The sequence below is a fragment of the Anaerococcus vaginimassiliensis genome, assembly GCF_900626155.1.
GTDB classification, from domain to species: Bacteria; Bacillota; Clostridia; order Tissierellales; family Peptoniphilaceae; genus Anaerococcus; species Anaerococcus vaginimassiliensis.
Map to the genome: position 1 here is coordinate 1,100,827 of NZ_LR130844.1, position 18,763 is coordinate 1,119,589.

The 18,763-nt window shown below is 35.1% G+C and carries 9 protein-coding genes; 4 read left to right on the plus strand and 5 right to left on the minus strand.

Annotated elements, in window-relative coordinates:
- The first annotated feature begins 108 nt into the window (after positions 1-108).
- Positions 109-6,615 carry an SHIRT domain-containing protein gene (locus E0D87_RS05515; RefSeq protein WP_130819658.1) on the plus strand — a complete coding sequence of 2,169 codons (6,507 nt, stop codon included), beginning with the start codon at positions 109-111 and terminating at the stop codon, positions 6,613-6,615.
- 174 nt (positions 6,616-6,789) lie between these two features.
- On the opposite strand, the gene E0D87_RS09370 is transcribed toward E0D87_RS05515, so the two are convergent.
- The 5 genes from E0D87_RS09370 to E0D87_RS05535 form a co-directional block, all read right to left on the minus strand.
- Positions 6,790-7,035, minus strand: a complete 246-nt coding sequence (locus E0D87_RS09370; protein ID WP_423190629.1) for a transposase — start codon at positions 7,033-7,035, stop codon at positions 6,790-6,792.
- 46 nt (positions 7,036-7,081) lie between these two features.
- Positions 7,082-7,327 carry a transposase gene (locus E0D87_RS09375; RefSeq protein ID WP_423190630.1) on the minus strand — a complete coding sequence of 82 codons (246 nt, stop codon included), beginning with the start codon at positions 7,325-7,327 and terminating at the stop codon, positions 7,082-7,084.
- Positions 7,328-7,424: 97 nt separating this feature from the next.
- Positions 7,425-7,577, minus strand: coding sequence for a hypothetical protein (locus E0D87_RS09115; RefSeq protein ID WP_165442728.1), 153 nt, complete (start codon positions 7,575-7,577; stop codon positions 7,425-7,427).
- A gap of 113 nt (positions 7,578-7,690) precedes the next feature.
- Entirely contained in the window at positions 7,691-9,583 is a 1,893-nt protein-coding gene (locus E0D87_RS05530; protein ID WP_130819661.1) for a fructose-1,6-bisphosphatase, read from the minus strand.
- A 114-nt stretch (positions 9,584-9,697) separates the two neighbouring features.
- Positions 9,698-10,567, minus strand: a complete 870-nt coding sequence (locus tag E0D87_RS05535; protein ID WP_130819662.1) for a hypothetical protein — start codon at positions 10,565-10,567, stop codon at positions 9,698-9,700.
- Positions 10,568-10,669: 102 nt separating this feature from the next.
- On the opposite strand from E0D87_RS05535, the gene E0D87_RS05540 reads away from it, so the two are divergent.
- From E0D87_RS05540 to rpoC, 3 genes are all read left to right on the plus strand, one after another.
- The gene (locus tag E0D87_RS05540) at positions 10,670-11,179 is read left to right on the plus strand and encodes a nitroreductase family protein (protein ID WP_130819663.1); all 510 of its coding nucleotides are present in this window, start codon (positions 10,670-10,672) and stop codon (positions 11,177-11,179) included.
- A 212-nt stretch (positions 11,180-11,391) separates the two neighbouring features.
- Positions 11,392-15,111: a DNA-directed RNA polymerase subunit beta gene (rpoB, locus tag E0D87_RS05545; protein ID WP_130819664.1), complete on the plus strand. Its 3,720-nt coding sequence runs from the start codon at positions 11,392-11,394 to the stop codon at positions 15,109-15,111.
- Positions 15,112-15,119: 8 nt separating this feature from the next.
- Entirely contained in the window at positions 15,120-18,686 is a 3,567-nt protein-coding gene (rpoC, locus tag E0D87_RS05550) for a DNA-directed RNA polymerase subunit beta' (RefSeq protein ID WP_130819665.1), read from the plus strand.
- Positions 18,687-18,763 lie beyond the last annotated feature (77 nt).

Genomic DNA, 18,763 nt, shown 5'->3' on the forward strand with positions numbered 1-18,763 from the left:
GATTTTATAGTAAAATGATTTCATAATAAATTGTCAGAATTAGGAGGACTGACGGAAGAATAAAATAGATGTATTATATTGAATACGAAATTTATAGGAGAGAAATTTATGAATGGTAAAAAGAAATTTTCTTTATTATTATCAGCAAGTGCCCTATCAATGGCACTAATGCTACCAGGCATAGACACTTCTTATGCCATTTCTGATTATGATTTTGATGTAAATACAGATTGGACTATGTCAGATAACATCACAACTGACTTTACGGTTAAAGATGGTGTTGATGCCTATTCTACAGGAAAAGCTACAGTAGGCGAAATAGGAGTAACAGCAAAATTTGTTAAACAAGCTGATAGAAATGATGGAGCATCATATTTATCCGGTAACGGAAAGAATCAAGCAGATTATGCTGCAACATCAAAAATGTTTTACGCCAATCCAGATCCATCAACAATTCCAGCCTTAGCTATAAACGCCCAACCAAGTAATGGTGTTGGTGGTAGGTTAAACACATATCAAAAAGCTAACTATGGTGGTAGTGCTGAAGTTGGAACTGTAACACTTACATTTGACCAAACAGTAACAGATCCAGTACTAGACTTATCAGGACTAGGCGGATACGTTAACGCAATCGCTGGATTTCAATTACAAAATGGAGGTTCGGATGTAGTTGGTAGAGGATCGTTTAATGCTACTGATATAGAGCTAATCACAGATGGAGTTTCATTTGAAAAGGGAGCTTCAAATTCTAACCTAAAAGTTACTGATAAGATGATTAAAGTAAAAGATAGAAACACTTTTACTCACGCAACCTTAACACAAGGAGACCATATCATAACTGGACAATATAAAAGTCCAAAATTAGTACCAGCAGGTACAGGAAGTGTTATCTTAAAGGGAACCTTTAAAGAAGTATCATTAAAGCTTTATCACGATGCTACTCCATGGTCTAAATTCCCAACAGAGACTTATGGAACAAGTAGAGCTTTCTTCACCAATTATAATAACCCACAATTCGGTGACGGTATTAATGGTCTAAATGTGATTAATAATGAAGAAATATGGATTGGAAATCAACAATTTACTGGTTTACAAAACTGGGACAAATTCAGAATATCATTAAGATTACCAAAACCATCATCAATAGGTGATAAGGTATGGATGGATAAGGACAAAGACGGTATCCAAGGTGATGATGAAAAACCAGCAGCAGGTGTAACTGTAAAACTATTAGATAAAGACGGAAAACCTGTAAAAGATTTCAACGGAAATCCTGTAGAAGACCAAGTGACAGATGAAAACGGAAACTATAAATTTGAAAACTTGGCAGCTGGAGAATATATAGTAGAAATAGTACCAAAAGAAGGACAAAAATTAACTATTAAAGGTGATGGTAAAAACGCTACAGATGACTCTAACTTTGACAACAAAACAAACAGAACAGATTCAATCACTCTTGAACCAAACAAACATTTAACCGACATAGATGCAGGTTTGGTAGAAGATGACACCTACAAGGTAGATTATGAATTCCAACCATCAAAAGAAAAAGGAACACCAAGTGAATTACCACAAGGCGTAAAAGATCAACTACCAAAAACAGTAGAAAATCTAGAAGATGGTAAATCAGTTCCATCACCAAAAGACTTCACAGAAGTAAGAGATGATGAAAACAAAGGAACATGGACATTTGAAGCGTGGGACAAAGAAACTGCAACAATCGATGGAGCAGATGAACACGTAACAGGAACATGGGTATTCACAAAAGATCCAGTAAAAGAATACAAATTAGACTACGAATTCAAACCATCAGATGCAGAAGGAACACCAGACAAACTTCCACAAGAAGTATTAGATCAACTTCCTAAAGCACAAGAAAAACTAGCAGATGGAACAAAAGTAGACTCACCAAAAAAATTCACTGAAGTAAGAGACGAAGAAAACAAAGGAACATGGACATTTGAAGCGTGGGATAAAGAAACTGCAACAATCGATGGAGCAAACGAACACGTAATAGGAACATGGGTATTCACAAAAGATCCAGTAAAAGAATACAAATTAGACTATGAATTCAAACCATCAGATGCAGAAGGAACACCAAAAATACTACCAAAAGGAGTAACAGATCAACTTCCAGAAGCAAAAGGAAACTTAAAAGATGGTACAGAAGTTCCATCACCAAAAGACTTCACTCCAGTAAAAGATGAAATAAACAAAGGAACCTGGACATTTGAAGCGTGGGATAAAGACACTGCAACAATCGATGGGGCAGATGAACACGTAACAGGAACATGGGTATTCACAAAAGATAAAGAATACAAAGTAGACTACGAATTCAAACCATCAGAAGCAGAAGGAACACCAAAAACACTTCCACAAGGAGTAGAAGATCAACTTCCAGAAGCAAAAGAAAAATTAAAAGATGGTACAGAAGTTCCATCACCAAAAAAATTCACTCCAGTAAAAGATGAAATAAACAAAGGAACATGGACATTTGAAAAGTGGGATAAAGACACTGCAACAATCGATGGGGCAGATGAACATGTAACAGGAACATGGGTATTCACAAAAGATCCAGTAAAAGAATACAAATTAGACTACGAATTCAAACCATCAGACGCAGAAGGAACACCAGAAGTACTACCAAAAGGAGTAACAGATCAACTTCCAGAAGCAAAAGAAAAACTAGAAGATGGTACAGAAGTTCCATCACCAAAAGAATTCACTCCAGTAAAAGACGAAGTGAACAAAGGAACATGGACATTTGAAAAATGGGATAAAGAAACTGCAACAATCAAAGGAGCAGACGAACACGTAACAGGAACATGGAAATTCACAAAAGATGAAGAACCAAAACCAACAGAATACAAAGTAACTCACGAATTCAAATCAGGAACTAAAGGGAAAGAATTACCAAAAGAAGTTCTAGAATTAGTGCCAGAAAACCAAACAGGTAAAAAAGATGGAGATAAAGTAACTCCAACTCAACCAGCAAAAACAGAAGTACCTGTAGAAGGTGGAAAATGGGTATTCAAAAACTACGATGAAACAGATGCAACAATAGATAAAGCAGATGAACACTTCGTAGGAACATGGGTATTTGAAGAAGATAAAACTCCAGAACCAGAAAAAGAATACAAATTAGACTACGAATTCAAACCATCAAAAGCAGAAGGAACACCAGACAAACTTCCAGAAGAAGTATTAAAACAACTTCCTAAAGCACAAGAAAAACTAGCAGATGGAACAAAAGTAGACTCACCAAAAGACTTCACTCCAGTAAAAGATGAAGCAAACAAAGGAACATGGACATTTGAAGCGTGGGATAAAGAAACTGCAACAATCAAAGGAGCAGATGAACACGTAATAGGAACATGGGTATTCACAAAAGATGAAGAACCACAACCAACAGAATACAAAGTAACTCACGAATTCAAATCAGGAACAGAAGGCAAAGAATTACCAGAAGAAGTTACAAATCTATTGCCAGCTAACCAAGAAGGTAAAAAAGACGGAGACAAAGTAACTCCAACTCAACCAGAAAAAACAGAAGTACCTGTAGAAGGTGGAAAATGGGTATTCAAAAACTACGATAAAAAAGATTCAACAATAGATAAAGCAGACGAACACTTCGTAGGAACATGGGTATTTGAAGAAGATAAAACTCCAGAACCAGAAAAAGAATACAAAGTAACTCACGAATTTAAATCAGGAACTAAAGGAAAAGAATTACCAAAAGAAGTTCTAGAATTAGTGCCAGAAAACCAAACAGGTAAAAAAGATGGAGATAAAGTAACTCCAACTCAACCAGAAAAAACAGAAGTACCTGTAGAAGGTGGAAAATGGGTATTCAAAAACTACGATAAAAAAGATTCAGCAATAGATAAAGCAGATGAACACTTCGTAGGAACATGGGTATTTGAAGAAGATAAAACTCCAGAACCAGAAAAAGAATACAAAGTAACTCACGAATTCAAATCAGGAACTAAAGGAAAAGAATTACCAAAAGAAGTTCTAGAATTAGTGCCAGAAAACCAAACAGGTAAAAAAGATGGAGATAAAGTAACTCCAACTCAACCAGAAAAAACAGAAGTACCTGTAGAAGGTGGAAAATGGGTATTCAAAAACTACGATAAAAAAGATTCAGCAATAGATAAAGCAGACGAACACTTCGTAGGAACATGGGTATTTGAAGAAAACAAACCAGACCCAGCAAAAGAATACAAATTAGACTACGAATTCAAACCATCAGACGCAAAAGGAACACCAGACAAACTTCCAGAAGAAGTATTAAAACAACTTCCTAAAGCACAAGAAAAACTAGAAGATGGTACAGAAGTTCCATCACCAAAAGAATTCACTCCAGTAAAAGACGAAGTGAACAAAGGAACATGGACATTTGAAAAATGGGATAAAGAAACTGCAACAATCAAAGGAGCAGATGAACACGTAATAGGAACATGGGTATTCACAAAAGATGAAGAACCACAACCAACAGAATACAAAGTAACTCACGAATTCAAATCAGGAACAGAAGGCAAAGAATTACCAGAAGAAGTTACAAATCTATTGCCAGCTAACCAAGAAGGTAAAAAAGACGGAAGCACAGTAGGCCCAAGCAATCCAGAACAAACAACTGTAGAAGTAAGTGACGGTACATGGGAATTTAAAGGCTACGATAAAAAACAAGCTACAATAACAGGAAAAGACGAAAACTTCGTAGGAACATGGGAATTCACACCAAAAAAAGATAAAGGTAATGTATACGTAAAATACGTAGACGACGAAGGTAATGTTCTAGAAGAACAATCAGTAGTTAAAAAAGATGCTCCAGTAGGAGAAGACTACACAACAGAACAAAAAACATTCGACGGTTACACCTTCAAAGAAATGGATAAAACTTCAGCACCAAAAGAAGGCAAAGTAACAAAAGAAGACCAAACAGTAATATACGTATACACAAAAGAGAAAACACCAGAACCAGGAACTGATAAAGGTAATGTATATGTAAAATACGTAGACGATGAAGGTAATGTTCTAGAAGAACAATCAGTAGTTAAAAAAGATGCTCCAGTAGGAGAAGCTTATACAACTGAACTAAAAACATTTAATGGCTATGAATTTGCAAGAATGGCAGATGGTTCTGCGCCAGCAAATGGAGAAGTTCAAAAAGGTGACCAACAAGTAACTTATGTATACAAGAAGACAGAAGTCACACCACCTGTAGAAGAAATTGGAAGTGTGTATGTAAGATATATCACTGAAGATGGATCTGTACTTGAAGATTACACAGCTGTAAAGGAAGGCGCTCCTGTAGGAGAGAACTACACAACAGAACAAAAAATATTTGACGGATATGTATTTAAAGGGATGTCAGCTGATTCTGCAGGCGCTAATGGTAATGTAATTAATGGTGACTTGTATGTAACATATGTATATAAGCTACCTGAAACTCCTGAAGTTGACCCAGAAGGTGAGAAAGGTAATGTATACGTTAACTATATAACAGTTGATGGAGAACCTTTAGCAAATGATGTAGTTAAAGAAAATGCTCCAGTTGGAGAAGTTTATACAACAGAACAAAGGATATTTGACGGCTATGAATTTGTAAGAATGGGCGATGGATCTGCTGATGCTAATGGCAATGTTCAAGAAGGCGATCAATATGTAACTTATGTTTACAAGCCAATAGAAATTCCTCAAGTAAAAACTGGTAATGTTTATGTAAAATACGTAACAGAAGACGGAAACGTACTAGAAGCTGAAAAAGCAGTTCAGACAGATGCAGAAGTTGGAACAAAATACACAACAGAACAAAAAACATTTGACGGATATGAATTTACAAGAATGGGCGACGGATCTGCTGATGCTAATGGAAATGTAGTTGAGGGAGACCTCCATGTAGTTTATGTCTACAGAGAGAAATCAACACCAAAACCACCAACACCTGGTGCTGATAAAATCACTAAGTATGTTGATGAAAATGGAAATAAAATTTCTGAATCTACAAAAGGTGAGAATCCTAAGAAGGATATAGATGGTTATGAGTTTGTAAAAACTGAAAAAGATAAAGACGGTAATACTGTTCATATCTACAAGAAGAAAGAAACTCCTACTGTCGATAAAATCACTAAGTATGTTGATGAAAATGGAAATGAAATTTCTAAATCTACAAAAGGTGACAATCCTAAGAAGGATATAGATGGTTATGAGTTTGTAAAAACTGAAAAAGATAAAGACGGTAATACTGTTCATATCTACAAGAAGAAAGAAACTCCTACTGTCGATAAAATCACTAAGTATGTTGATGAAAATGGAAATGAAATTTCTAAATCTACAAATGGAGACAATCCTAAGAAGGATATAGATGGTTATGAGTTTGTAAAGACTGAAAAAGATAAAGACGGCAATACTGTTCATATCTACAAGAAGAAAGACTCACAAGTTACAAATCCATCAGGAAAGGCTACTGTAGTTTCTAGACCAGCAACTGTTAAGAAAGGTAATAAGGCAGTTAAAGGCAATGTAAGAACAGGAGTAGGTTCTTCATTAGGTGTACTTGCTACTTTAGCTGGTTCAGTACTCGCTTTATTTAAAAGCAAGAAAAGAAAATAATAGATAATTTGGCGAAAATTAAATATCTAGATTAGGTTAAAAATACCCTCTTTGCAGTATGTTCTGTAAAGAGGGTGTTTTTTATATTGAACTTTTTCAAATCGTGTTGGTAAATAAACGTCAACCAAATTCTTAATCAGGGATAGAAATTTCTATCCCTAAAATTCTAACTAACTAACGATTTCCTAGTAATGAATATTCTAGTTTAAAATTAGCAAAATCCCCGTAGATAAAAACTATCCACTTTAAAACCTTAATAAAATTATTAACTCCTTCAATTGGCACATTGAAATAATCACAGATAAATGAGTTCTTAATATATTCTAGATAATAAAAATAAGTTCCTATTGATGTTTTCATTCTATTACTAACTTTATTTTTAAAATACTTTAAATGAAATGTAAATAATTCAAAATTTATTTCTCAATATCTTCTCTCAAAAATTGAAAACAGTCATATGTATTTTTTAAAGTCTTATAAACATAAAGACTAATTTCAACAATATCATCATCAGATAATAGACTAGCTGTAAAATGAACGCGTTTAAAAAAGTGCATAGGATCAAGCAGCTTGCATGGTTGAAGGAATTGGTAAATAGCTTTATAATATGAAACCAATCAATAATAATTTTTACGTTAACAAATAGTTCTTTAATTAGTAAAACACAGGAGCTATACATAGCTATACATACATTTTTAACCTTATCTCCGATATACCAATGGTAGTATAGGAAATTTTTTTGGAATTTATCTGCCTATTCTCAAGGATATCAAGTACCTTGTTATTACCTGAATTTAGATAAATGAAACTCATAGTTCCATGAGCATATTTAGTTGGCTTAAATTCATCAAAGGATAAGTATTCTGACAGATTAGAAAATCTACATTGAATTCATTATCGAACTTAGCCATAAGCCTAGCAACAGTAGTAGATACATAATTATCATTATAAATATATTTCATTGATAATTTATTGGTTAAACAAGCAAGAAGATGTCTTTTTTTATGAAAAAATCGTGCTGAAAGAAGTATCATTTACTTCTACCAACACGATTTATTATATACACATTTAATATCTAATCATATATATCTAAAAACTTCTCTAAGACATCTATTTTTTCTCGTATTAATTGACCTTCATCAGTATCTTTTTTAAGCATCCTAGGAAGTAGGATTTCGACTTCTCTGATATTTGGAGTGTAGCTGGAAACATCATCTGTTATAGATTTGTATGATTTGTGTTCTGCAAGAGCTACATGGTGAGAGTTATATACTAGGGTGTAACCTGCTATTCCAGTTTTTGCTTGGTAAGGTTTTGAAATTCCGCCGTCTATAACATATAATTTGCCGTTTCCTTTTATTGGACTATCGCCCTTTTTAACCTTGACAGGAACATGACCATTTATTATCCTTCTTCTACTATCTTTTACACCAAACTCATCTAAGATCATATCCACGATCTCTTCTTTTTCACTGAGTTTAAAGTAAGGATTGTAGACTTCTTTTCTAAGGTCCTTGTTATCTACGAAGAGATTTTCAAAATAAGAATATTGACTCTTGCCAAAGATTGGAGAATATCTTCCATTTATCAGATACCACATCACATCTTTTGAGAACAAGTCATCAGTAAAGTAAGCATCTCTAACAACCTTATCCAATGCATCCATTAGTTTCTTACCTTTATAAGACTTGCCCTTTATTGTTATCTCTTGGAACTTTCCGTCTTCAGTTAGAGGGATACAGCCGTGAAATAGGAGTGATCCATTTTCTGTCTTATACATTTGTCCCTTTTTGTATAGGTATCTTATGTGACGGTTAAGTTTTTCTCCTTTTGTGAAATCACTTGTAAGAATATTAATCACAAATTCTTCTGCAGAGGTGAGCTTTAGAGGATCTTTAGGATCTATAGTTGGGAAATGAGTATCCTTCATAGGCTCGCCCTTGTAGGTTCTTTTTTCAAAGTCTATGTATTTTAGGCAATTTCTATCATCTACATTAAACTCTGGATTTCTATTTATAAGTTGACCGTCTAGCTTAAATCTTATTACAGAAATAGCCTTATACATTTTGGCTGCAACTTCTCCACTGACATTGTCATAGATATTTCTATCATAAACCCTTGGCATAAATAGTCTACATGGATCATCCCTGTAGGTTCTAAGGGCAAATTCGTGGAGAGGTCTTAGGTTAATTCCATATCCGTCTTCTAGCATATCGAAATTATTATAAGAAATAGCATTGGCAACACAAGCTGCAACTAGAGCTTCATTTCCGCTAGCAGCTCCCATCCATGCCACATCGTGATTACCCCATTGGAAATCAACATTTGGGAAGTTTAGGAGTTCATCCATTATGATATGTGGTGAAGGTCCTCTATCGTAGATATCTCCAACTATGTGAAGCTTATCAACTGAAACTCTTTGGATTAATTTTGAAATAGCAATTATAAATTCAGCAGCAGAATTATACTTAACTATATTTGCAACTAGGGATTCGTAATATTCTTTTTTATTAAACTCAGAATCATTAGTATATAAAAGCTCGTCTATTATATTAGTGTAGGAACCTGTAAATTTACTTTTGACGTAGGCCTTTGGATACTTGGTTGATACAAACCTAAAGAGATTTATAAGCCTATGAATAGTAATAGTGAGAAAATCATCAGTCAACAAATCGTTTTCTTTGTATTCTTTCAAAAACCTAGCAGGATCATAGATAAGTTCGGCCAATTCATCTTGGTCTTCTTTGATTAAAGTGTCTCCATAAAACTTGCTAATCTTATCTCTAATATTTCCAGAAGCTGACCTTAAAAGATGGAGAAAGGCATCACTTTCTCCGTGAATATCAGAGAAAAAATACTCTGTACCCTTTGGAAGGTAAAGCTTTGAATTCAATGAAATAAGTTCGTCCTTGATACTTGATTTTGTTGGGTAGATATCTTTAAGCAGTTTTAAGTAGTTTTTGTCCATAATTCTCCTCTTTTCTTCTTACAATATTATATACCCATTTTTGATAAGAAAAAAAGGATGATTTTTACCATCCTTTTTCATGTGTTATATTAATGTAAGCTTTTTCCTTATAACTTATTGATTTTCCTTATCAATTAATTTATCTTCATTTGATAAATCTTCTGTTGAGAGTTCTTCTCTAGATAAATTGTCTGCGATTTCTTCTTCTGGTAAGATATCATCTTTTGAAACTTGAATAGCCTCATTTTCATTATCTAAATCAACTATACTAGAATTTGATTTTTCAACTGTACTTTCTAGCTCATCATTTGTCTTGTTTGGAATAGTAACAGGCTCATCTGGATTTTGAGTTTTAGTTATATCCTTAGATTCTTCTATTGGCTTATATACTTCATCATCTCTGGCAAAATCAAGAGAATAATGAATATCTTCATCTATCATTTTCTCATTATCAATTTCTACATTCTCTTTATTTTCCTCTGCTGGTGTATCAGTTTTCTTTAGGTTTTCTTTTCTTCTTGCCTTACCCTTTCTTTTTTTAGGGCCTTTTTCTTTGAAGGTTTGTCCGTATAGACCTTTGGACTTAGCGGCAAGACCCAAAATTGATGCAAAAATTACTAGGATATTTATAGCTATTGGAACATATACTAGTTTTTCTCTAATAAATAAGAGAACTAAAAGGTCTATAACTATAAATAAAACTGAGAAGAATATATTGGATAAGTTTTTCTCACCAGTTTTTCCTGCATAAAATATGTTCCTAGCAACCCTAAAGTTAATTAGAAATCCAATAACTAAAAATACAATTGCTATAGGTTTTACAAAGCCTAAAGAAATATTAGAAAAACCAAGTAAATCTAAAAATCCTGCCAGTAAACTTTTATCTACAAAGGCTGCAAAGATACCTGCAAATAAAAATAAAATTGTAACAACAGACCTAAACAGCCCGCCTATTATCGTTAAAAATCTTGTAGTCTTTTTCATAATGCCTCCATTTATTATAATTATAGCATATAATATTGATTTGTTTATAAATTTTATTAGAGTATAATCAATCCAAAGATTTGCCGGAAGAAGGAGGGTTTTATGCTATTTGATCAAGTAATAGAAAAAAGGGTCTCATATAGGAAATTCACTGACGAAAAAGTTAGTGATGAAGATGTAAATAAACTTTTGGATGCAGCAAACAAATCTCCAATAGCAAATGGAGCCTATGATGATTGCAGACTCACTGTAATTAGAGATAAAGATATCTTATCTGAAATTGTTAGTGAATATCAAAATCTTACAGGAAAAACTAAGGATCCTTTGTTTGATACCAACCTATTTATTTTGTTTTCTTCAAAGAAGGATACCAACGCTAGATATGAAGATGCAGGTTGTATTATCGAAAATATTTGCCTAAAGGCTACTGAAATGGGTCTTGGCTCTTGTTATATTAGAGGTGCTATCAATTCCATAGGTAAAGATGGCAAATATATAGAAAAACTTTCCTTAGATGAGGGATTTTATCCAGTAAGTGGCGTAGTTATAGGCCATGTGGATAGTGAAATACCTCCTAGAAAGCATGAAATAAAAACGAATTTTATTGTATAAGGATTAAAATATATAATAGAAGACAGAAAGAAAATATTAAAAGATTAAAGAAAGGAATCTCGAAAAAGGACTTGAATGGTTGATTATAATATGGTATAATTAACAATTGCTAGAAATCTAATTATCGAGATTTTTTTATTTTTTTGAGTAGATATCAGCAAAGGCTTTTTGTTAGACTAAAAAGCCTTGAAACAGACAAGGAGTAATGATTAATGGCCCAATTCCATGAACAAATGTTTGGAAGAACTAAGAGAAAAAGTTTCTCCAAATTTCCTCAAGTATTAGATTTACCAAATTTATTAAAAGTCCAAAAAGATTCATATGAATGGTTTTTAAAAGAAGGTCTAGGTGAAATATTAGAAGATATTTCCCCAATTGAAGACTATAATGGAAACCTAATTCTAGAATTTATTGGCTATGAATTTGATGAAGAAACAAAATATTCTGTAAAAGAATCTAAATACAAGGATGCAACATATGCCAGAGACCTTAAGGTTAAGGCTAGACTTATAAATAAAGAAACAGAAGAAGTTAAGGAACAAGAAGTTTTCATGGGAGATTTCCCAATGATGACCGATTCAGCAACCTTCGTTATCAACGGTGCTGAGAGAGTTATTGTAAGTCAGCTTGTAAGATCTCCTGGGGTTTATTATGCGGAAGAGACAGACAAGAGCGGGGATATGATGTATTCTTCTACAGTAATCCCTAACCGTGGTGCTTGGATTGAGTTTGATACAGATGCAAGTCATACTGTAAATGTTAGATTAGATAGAACTAGAAAACTCCCAGCTACAACCCTAGTTCGTGCGCTTTTGTTTGAAAGCGATGAAGAAATAATAAACGCTTTGGGTGATACTAAACACCTAAGAAACACTCTAGAAAAAGAAAATTCTGAAACAAGCGAAGAAGCCCTAATAGAAATATATAGAAAGCTAAAACCAGGCGATCCAGCCAGCGTTGAGTCTGCAACAAATTTAATAAACAATCTTCTATTTGATGATAGAAGATATGACCTTGCTAGAGTTGGTAGATACAAATACAACTTAAAACTTGCCCTTGCTAATAGGATTGAAGGTCTTCGTGCAAAAGACGATATCATAGATCCAGAAACTGGAGAGTTTTTCGTAGCAGCTGGAGATGTAATATCCAAAGATACTGCTCAAGCTATTGAAAATGCAGGTGTTGTAACAGTAGATGTTATCAAAAAGGATGAATATTCCGGCGAAGATAAGGTACTTAGAGTTGTAGGAAATAACTTTGTAGATTTATATTCTTTCGAAGAGCTTAAAGATGTAGATGTAAGTGTTGATGACTTTAGCGAGAAAGTTTACTTCCCTGTTATGAGAGAAATAATAGATGAAGCAAGCTCTCCTGAAGAGATTAAAACTCTTATGGAAAGAAGAAAGAAAGAGCTCTGTCCAAAACACATCACAAAATCTGATATCCTAGCAGTAGTTAATTATCAATTTAACTTGTTTGAAGGAATTGGTTATGTTGATGACATCGACCACTTAGGAAACAGACGTGTCAGAGGAGTAGGTGAACTTCTTCAAAATCAATTTAGAGTAGGACTTGCCAGAATGGAAAGAGTTGTTCGTGAGAGAATGACAACTCAAGATCCAGATCTTGCAACTCCACAAGGCTTAATCAACATAAAACCTGTAACAGCAGTTATAAAAGAATTCTTTGGTTCATCCCAATTATCCCAATTCATGGACCAAACAAACCCAATGAGCGAATTAACTCACAAGAGAAGATTATCTGCTCTTGGACCAGGTGGTTTGTCAAGAGATAGAGCTGGTGTCGAAGTAAGAGACGTACACGATTCTCACTACGGAAGAATCTGTCCAATAGAAACACCAGAAGGACCAAACATCGGTCTGATTACATCTCTAACAACTTATGCTAGAGTAAATAAATACGGATTTATCGAAACACCTTACAGAGTTGTAAAAGAAGGTGGAGTAGTAACAGATGAAATCGACTATCTAACAGCAGATATTGAAGATAATTTCATCATTGCTCAAGCCAACGAACCATTAGATGAAAACAATAGATTTATAAATGACAGAGTTTCTGGTCGTGGACTAAAGGGTGAAAATGATATTTATCCAAGAGAAAAAATCCAATACATGGACGTTTCTCCTCAACAGATCGTATCTGTAGGAGCAAGCTTGATACCATTCTTGGAAAACGACGACTCTACTCGTGCACTAATGGGTGCCAACATGCAACGTCAGGCAGTTCCACTAATCAAATCTGAAGCTCCAATTGTAGCTACAGGTATAGAACACAGGGCTGCTAAAGACTCAGGTGTATGTGTAGTTTCAAGATCTAAGGGTGAAGTAGTTTACGTTGGAGATGAGCATATCAAGGTCAAAAGAGACTCTGATGGTGAAATCGAAGATTATGAATTACTAAAATTTGAAAGAGCCAACCAAGGAACAACTATTAACCAAAGACCAATCGTCAAAAGAGGAGATAAGGTTGAGGCTAATGAAATCCTTGCAGATGGTCCATCAACAGACAATGGAGAACTTGCCCTTGGTAAAAATATCCTAATAGCCTTTACAACTTGGGAAGGATATAACTTCGAGGATGCTATGCTTCTAAACGAAGAACTTGTTATGGACGATGTCCTAACATCAGTTCACATAGAAGAGCATGAGTGTGAAGCAAGAGAAACTAAACTTGGTGCAGAAGAGATTACTAAGGATATTCCAAATGTCGGCGATGATATGAAAAAAGATCTAGACGAAAATGGAATCATTAGAATCGGTGCAGAAGTTAAGAGCGGAGACATCCTTGTAGGTAAAGTTTCACCAAAAGGTGAGACAGAACTTTCACCAGAAGAAAGACTTCTTCGTGCAATCTTTGGAGAAAAGGCGCGTGAAGTTCGTGATACATCTCTAAAAGTACCACACGGTGAGAGCGGAATAGTAGTTGACGTTAAAGAATACAACAAAAAAGATGGAGACGAACTATCTCCAGGTGTAAATAAAGTAATCAGAGTGTATGTAGCTGCCAAAAGAAAGATCATGGTAGGAGATAAGATGTGCGGTCGTCATGGTAACAAGGGTGTCGTATCTCGTATTCTTCCTAGAGAAGATATGCCATTCTTGCCAGACGGAACTCCACTTCAAATCTGCCTAAACCCACTAGGTATCCCAAGCCGTATGAACCTTGGTCAGGTACTAGAAGTTCATATGGGTCTTGCTGCAAGAACTATGGGTTGGAAGATAGCTACTCCAGTATTTGATGGAGCGCTCGATACAGAAATAGAAGAAGTATTAGAAGAAGCTAAAAAGACAGCACCTTTCGTTAATAAAACAGGTAAAATCACCCTTCGTGATGGTAGAACAGGACTTCCTTTCGAAAACCCAGTTACAGTAGGTGTAATGTATATGCTTAAACTTCACCACATGGTTGAAGAAAAAATCCACGCAAGATCTATTGGACCATACTCACTTGTAACCCAACAACCACTAGGTGGTAAGGCGCAATTCGGTGGTCAAAGATTTGGTGAGATGGAGGTTTGGGCACTTGAAGCTTATGGTGCAAGTCATACCCTCCAAGAAATCCTAACTGTAAAATCAGATGATGTTACAGGAAGAGTTAAGACTTATGAATCAATAGTTAAGGGTGAAAATATTCCTGAACCAGGTACACCAGAATCATTCAAGGTTCTTGTAAAGGAACTTCAATCACTTGCCCTAGATGTAGAACTTCTTGACAATGAAGGTGAAGTAATCGAGCTTAAAGAAAATATTGATGAACAAGACAGATTTAGTCAAGTAGACAAGATCGATGCTTCAAAGATTAAAAGTATAACAGGAAATCTAGGCAAAGATACAAATAAAGAAAAAACAACTACAAAAGCTACTTCTAAAAAAGAAGGCGAAGAAAAACCAGCAAGTAAGATAGAAGAATAGGGGTATAAATGAGCGAATTAAACCAATTTGATGGGATGAGGATGAAAATCGCATCCGCTGAAAAAATTAGATCATGGTCTCACGGCGAAGTTAAAAAGCCTGAGACTATCAACTATAGAACCCTAAAACCAGAAAAGGATGGACTTTTCTGTGAAAAAATCTTTGGACCTACAAAAGATTACGAATGCTCTTGTGGAAAATATAAGAGAATCAGATACAAGGGTGTTGTTTGTGAAAAATGTGGGGTAGAAGTAACAAAATCTAAAGTTCGTCGTGAAAGAATGGGCCATATTGAACTTGCAGCTCCAGTAAGTCACATATGGTATTTCAAGGGAATTCCTTCAAAGATGGGACTTCTCCTTGACATGAGCCCAAGAGTTTTAGAGAAAATCTTATACTTTGCATCTTATGTAGTAATCAACCCAGGTTCAACAGACCTAATGGAAAAACAAGAAATCTCTGAAAATGAATACCAAGATGTCCTAGAAGCTTATCCAGATGACATGGAATTTAAGGCTGCTATGGGAGCTGAAGCTGTAAAAGAGCTTTTATCAAACATTGACCTTAAGAGAGAATATGAACTTCTACTAAAGGAACTTGACGAATCAACAGGTCAAAAGAAGGTTAGAGTTTCAAGAAGACTTGAAGTTGTAGATGCATTTTTAACAAGCGGCAACAAACCGGAATGGATGATTCTAGATGTTCTTCCAGTAATGCCACCAGAGTTAAGACCAATGGTTCAACTTGAAGGTGGAAGATTTGCAACAAGTGACTTAAACGACCTTTACAGAAGAGTAATCAACAGAAATAACAGACTAAAAAGACTACTAGATATTGGAGCTCCTGAAATCATCGTTCGTAACGAAAAAAGAATGCTCCAAGAAGCTGTTGATGCTCTAATAGATAATGGTAGAAGAGGACGTGCTGTAACAGGTGCATCTAACAGAAACATGAAATCTCTATCTGACCTACTTAAAGGAAAATCAGGTAGATTTAGACAAAACCTTCTAGGTAAGAGGGTAGACTATTCAGGTCGTTCAGTAATCGTTGTTGGACCAGACCTTAAATTTAATCAATGTGGACTTCCTCAAGAAATGGCACTTGAGTTATTCAAACCATTTATCATGAACAAGGTAGTAGATAGTGGAATAAGCCACAACCTAAAATCTGCTAAAAAAATGGTAGAGAAAAAAGACCCAAGAGTATATGAAATCCTAGAAGAAGTTATTAAAGATCACCCAGTACTACTAAACCGTGCCCCTACTCTACACAGACTTGGTATCCAAGCATTTGAGCCAAAACTTGTAGAAGGTAAGGCAATTAAACTTCATCCACTTGCTTGTAACGCCTTTAACGCCGACTTCGATGGAGACCAAATGGCTATCCACTTACCTCTATCAAACGAAGCACAAATAGAAGCAAGACTCTTGATGATGTCAACAAATAACATTCTTGGTCTAAAAGATGGAAAGCCAATCACAACTCCATCTCAAGATATGGTTCTTGGTGCATATTACTTAACAACAATCAAAGAAGGTGCCAAGGGCGAAGGAATGGTATTTGAATCTATAGATGAAATGATGAAGGCTCTAACAGCAGGATATGTTGAATACCAATCTAGGGTTTCAGTTAGAATCAAAAAAGATCCACAAGATCCAGGAAAAGTCGTTGAATCATCAGTAGGTAGATTTATCTACAATCAAGGAATCCCACAAGATCTTGGCTATGTAAACAGAAAAGAAGATCCATACTCTCTAGAAATAGATACAGTTGCAGATTCTGGAACATTAAAAGATATAGTAGATAAATGTTTCAGAAAACACGGCAATATCAAAACAGCAGAAGTGCTTGATTATATCAAACACACAGGCTATAAATACTCAACCCTATCAGGACTAACTGTATCAATGTCAGACGTTAACATTCCAAAAGAAAAATGGGATCTAATAGGAAAAGCTGACGATGAAGTTGATAAATACGATAAACTTTACAGAAGAGGTCTAATAACAGATCAAGAAAGATACGAAAAAGTAATAGATATTTGGGGCAAGACAACAAACCTTGTAACAGATGCTTTGCTTAACGACCTAAAATCAGATAACAACATCAAGATATTTGCTGACTCTGGTGCCCGTGGTTCTACAAACCAAATCAGACAGCTAGGTGGTATGCGTGGACTTATGAGTCAGGCCGATGGTAAAATCATTGAAATTCCAATCAAGGCTAACTTTAGAGAAGGTCTTTCTGTACAAGAATACTTTATCTCAACCCACGGATCTCGTAAGGGTCTAACAGATACTGCTCTTAGAACTGCCGATTCAGGTTACCTAACTAGAAGAATGGTAGATATCTCTCAAGACGTTATCGTAACAGAAGATGATTGTCATACAGACGGCTATGTTGTAGCTCACGAATTTAAGGACGGAAACGAACTTATAGAAAATCTTCAAACAAGAATTACCGGTAGAACATCTTTTGAAGAAATCAAGGATGAAAACGGAGAAGTTATTGTTCACAAAGATGAGCTAATAGATGAAGATATGGCTGAAAAGATAATTGATGCTGGTATAAAAGAAGTTAAACTTCGTTCAGTACTTGAATGTAAGGCTAAACACGGTGTATGTGCAGCATGCTACGGTAGAAACCTTGCAACAGGAAAACATGTCAACGCAGGAGAAGCTGTTGGAATTATCGCTGCTCAATCAATCGGTGAGCCAGGTACTCAGCTAACCATGAGAACCTTCCACTCAGGTGGTATCGCAGGAGTTGGAATTACTCAAGGTCTTCCAAGGGTTGAAGAGTTATTTGAAGCTAGAAAACCTAAGGGACTTGCATATATTGCAGAAAACTCAGGTACAGTAACACTTATCCAAAATGAAAAGAAAACAGACGTTGAAATCTTATCAGAAGATGGCTTTGCTAAAAAATACAACATTCCATTCGGTGCAAGAATTCTTGTAAAAGATGGAGACGTAGTGACTAAGGGAGACCAACTAACAGAAGGTTCTCTAGATCCACATGATGTATTAAATGTACTAGGTAAAGTCGGAGTACAAGATTATATAACCAAAGAAGTCCAAAAAGTATACAGGCTTCAAGGTGTAGAAATCGACGATAGACATATAGAAGTAATAGCTCGTCAAATGCTTAAGAAAGTCAAAATTGATGAATCTGGAGATACCAAATTCCTACCAGGATCTCTTCAAGATAGACGTGAAGTCGATATAGAAAACGAAAGAATGATTGAAGAAGGCAAAGAGGCTGCAACATATACCCAAGAGCTTTTAGGAATAACAAAAGCATCTCTAGCCACAGAAAGCTGGCTATCAGCTGCATCCTTCCAAGAAACAACAAGAGTTCTTACAGATGCATCAATCAAGGGTAAAATAGACGACCTCAAGGGACTAAAAGAAAATATCATCATCGGTAAACTAATCCCTGCAGGTACAGGACTAAAAACCTACAACGACGTAGAAATCGACTATGAAACAAAAGAAGCAGAAGACGCACAAATAGCTATGAATATAGAAGCTATCGAAGAAGAAGCTGAAAGCGAAGAAGCTATACAAAAATAAAACTAAGGCCCGAGCAATCGGGCTTTTCTTGTGGCTAAATTTATTTTTCTTCGTTTGGTATTGATAAAAATATAATA

Excerpts from the sequence above, each read along its gene's own strand:
- E0D87_RS05515 (WP_130819658.1), top strand. The coding sequence starts at position 109 with ATGAATGGTAAAAAGAAATTTTCTTTATTATTATCAGCAAGTGCCCTA.
- E0D87_RS09115 (WP_165442728.1), bottom strand. The coding sequence starts at position 7,577 with ATGAAATATATTTATAATGATAATTATGTATCTACTACTGTTGCTAGG.
- rpoC (WP_130819665.1), top strand. The coding sequence starts at position 15,120 with ATGAGCGAATTAAACCAATTTGATGGGATGAGGATGAAAATCGCATCC.
- E0D87_RS05540 (WP_130819663.1), top strand. The coding sequence starts at position 10,670 with ATGCTATTTGATCAAGTAATAGAAAAAAGGGTCTCATATAGGAAATTC.
- E0D87_RS05535 (WP_130819662.1), bottom strand. The coding sequence starts at position 10,567 with ATGAAAAAGACTACAAGATTTTTAACGATAATAGGCGGGCTGTTTAGG.
- E0D87_RS05530 (WP_130819661.1), bottom strand. The coding sequence starts at position 9,583 with ATGGACAAAAACTACTTAAAACTGCTTAAAGATATCTACCCAACAAAA.
- rpoB (WP_130819664.1), top strand. The coding sequence starts at position 11,392 with ATGGCCCAATTCCATGAACAAATGTTTGGAAGAACTAAGAGAAAAAGT.